The 2119-nt window shown below is 73.7% G+C and carries 3 protein-coding genes and 1 pseudogene; 3 read left to right on the top strand and 1 reads right to left on the bottom strand.

Annotation, left to right across the window (positions count from 1 at the left end; all coding sequences use genetic code 11):
- Together H5J30_RS29190 and H5J30_RS29195 are read left to right on the top strand one after the other, a co-directional pair.
- Positions 1 to 222 (top strand): annotated as a pseudogene (locus H5J30_RS29190) (futalosine hydrolase); the annotation flags it as partial.
- A 122-nt stretch (positions 223 to 344) separates the two neighbouring features.
- Positions 345 to 1232 carry a 1,4-dihydroxy-6-naphtoate synthase gene (locus H5J30_RS29195; protein WP_181790274.1) on the top strand — a complete coding sequence of 296 codons (888 nt, stop codon included), beginning with the start codon at positions 345 to 347 and terminating at the stop codon, positions 1230 to 1232.
- A gap of 122 nt (positions 1233 to 1354) precedes the next feature.
- Here H5J30_RS29195 and H5J30_RS37550 read toward each other — a convergent pair whose 3' ends face one another.
- Positions 1355 to 1738 carry a cold-shock protein gene (locus H5J30_RS37550; RefSeq protein WP_018836124.1) on the bottom strand — a complete coding sequence of 128 codons (384 nt, stop codon included), beginning with the start codon at positions 1736 to 1738 and terminating at the stop codon, positions 1355 to 1357.
- Positions 1739 to 1907: 169 nt separating this feature from the next.
- Between H5J30_RS37550 and H5J30_RS29205 the strand changes: the two genes are divergently transcribed.
- Positions 1908 to 2119: hypothetical protein (locus tag H5J30_RS29205; RefSeq protein WP_181790275.1), on the top strand; the 212-nt coding region annotated here is incomplete at its 3' end.

The following is a 2119-nucleotide window of genomic DNA, read 5'->3' on the forward strand; positions in this document are numbered from 1 at the left end:
CGCATCCCGGCGGCGCTCACCGCCCTGACGGCCGCCTTCGCGACCCTCCCCGCCCTCGCGGCCCTCCCCGACCTCGCCACGGGTACGGACGCCGTCACGGGTACGGACGCCGTCACGAATACGGGCGCCGTCACGGGTACGCACGCCGACACCGCCCCCCGCACCGTCGCTCCCCCACCCACCTCACCCGCACACCCGCCCAAGGGTAGGCCGCCCCTCTGACAGCACCGGCCCGCCGCCGTACGCGTACGGCCAGCGCCGCCGCAGCCCCGTCCGCCCCGTCTCCCGACCCGACCCGCTACCGCCCCGGGACGCAACCCACCACCCGACGGAGAGGAGTCCCGATGATCTCGCCGACCTCCCCGAGCACTCCGAGCACCCCCTCGGACCCGCTCCGGATCGCCTACTCGCCCTGCCCCAACGACACCTTCGTCTTCCACGCCTGGGCCCACGGCCTCGTCCCCGGCGCCCCGCCCCTCGACGTCACGTTCGCCGACATCCACCTCACCAACGGCATGGCGGAACGCGGCGAGCTGGACGTGCTCAAGATCTCGTACGCCGCCCTCCCCTACGTCCTCGACCGCTACGCGCTCCTCCCCTGCGGCGGCGCCCTCGGCCGGGCCTGCGGGCCGCTGGTGCTGACCGCCGGGCCGCAGCGCCCCGGCGACCTCGCCGGGCGCACCGTCGCCGTGCCCAGCGAGCGGTCGACCGCCTACCTGCTCTTCCGGCTCTGGGCCGCGGCCGAAGTGCCGGGCGGCGTCGGCGAGGTCGTCGTCATGCCGTTCCACGAGATCATGCCGGCCGTCCGCGACGGCAAGGTCGACGCCGGGCTCGTCATCCACGAGGCCCGCTTCACCTACCAGGGCTACGGCCTGCACTGCCTGGCCGACATGGGCGAGCACTGGGAGGCCACCACGGGCCTGCCCATCCCCCTCGGCGCCATCGTCGCCCGCCGCGACCTCGGCGCCGGGACGCTGCACGCGCTCGCCGCCGCGACCCGCGCCTCGGTGCGGATGGCGTGGGAGGACCCCGAGGCGTCGCGGGCGTACGTCATGGCGCACGCGCAGGAGATGGACCCCGCGGTGGCGGACCAGCACATCGGGCTGTACGTCAACGAGTTCACCGCCGACCTCGGCGAGGACGGCTACGCGGCCGTGCGCGGCCTGCTCACCCGGGCGGCGGCGGAGGGCCTGGTGCCGGCCGTCACCCCGGACGCGCTGGCGCTCCCGTAACGGCGGCTCCCGTAACCGCCGCTTCCGTGGCGGCGGATCCCGTAACGGCGGATCCCGTAACGGCCGTGGCCGCCACGGGCGGTCCGGCCGCCGACGTGCCCGTACCTCCTGCCCGCGCCCCCTCAGACGTCCAGTTGGTCGGCGACGGCCCGGAGCATCCCGGCGATCTTGCGGCCGTGTGCCTTGTCCGGGTACCGGCCGCGTTCGAGCTGCTGCGTCACGCTCTCCAGCAGCGTCGTCAGATCCTGCACGATCGACGCCAGCTCGTCCGGCTTGCGCCGCTGCGCGGCCGCGACCGACGGGGTGGGGTCCAGCAGCGTCACGGACAGCGCCTGGTCGCCGCGCTGCCCGGCCACCACGCCGAACTCGACGCGCTGACCCGGCCGGAGCGTCTCCACCCCGTCCGGCAGCACCGACGAGTGCACGAAGACGTCACCGCCGTCGTCGCGGGAGAGGAAGCCGAAGCCCTTCTCGCTGTTGAACCACTTGACTTTGCCGGTAGGCACGTGTCGTCGCCCTGTCTTCGTTTTCGTGCTCGCTGCCGAAAGAGCAGGAGAGCGGGTCCAGTGACCCGCCACCTCAAGGCTAATGGTCCCCCGCGTGGTGACAAGATGTCGCCGGGTGCTTCCTCAGCGCATATCCCGCACCGCCGGGCGCGCCCCCTACCCTGGTGGCGTGAACACCGGAACCTCCCGCCCCGGGGATCTGCTCGTACGCGCCGGAGCGATCGTCTTCCTCGTCGGCGCACTCGGCACGTTCGTCACTTTCGTCCCGTTCTTCATCGGGGCGGACCCGCTGCCGACACCCGCGTACCTCGTGTCGATGCTGATGGGCGTCGGCTTCGGGCTCGCGCTGGCCGGACTCTTCCGCTCCGCGTCGGCGGCCCG

Origin of the sequence: Streptomyces phytophilus, assembly GCF_013870535.1 — a bacterium.
Taxonomy (GTDB): domain Bacteria; phylum Actinomycetota; class Actinomycetes; order Streptomycetales; family Streptomycetaceae; genus Streptomyces; species Streptomyces phytophilus.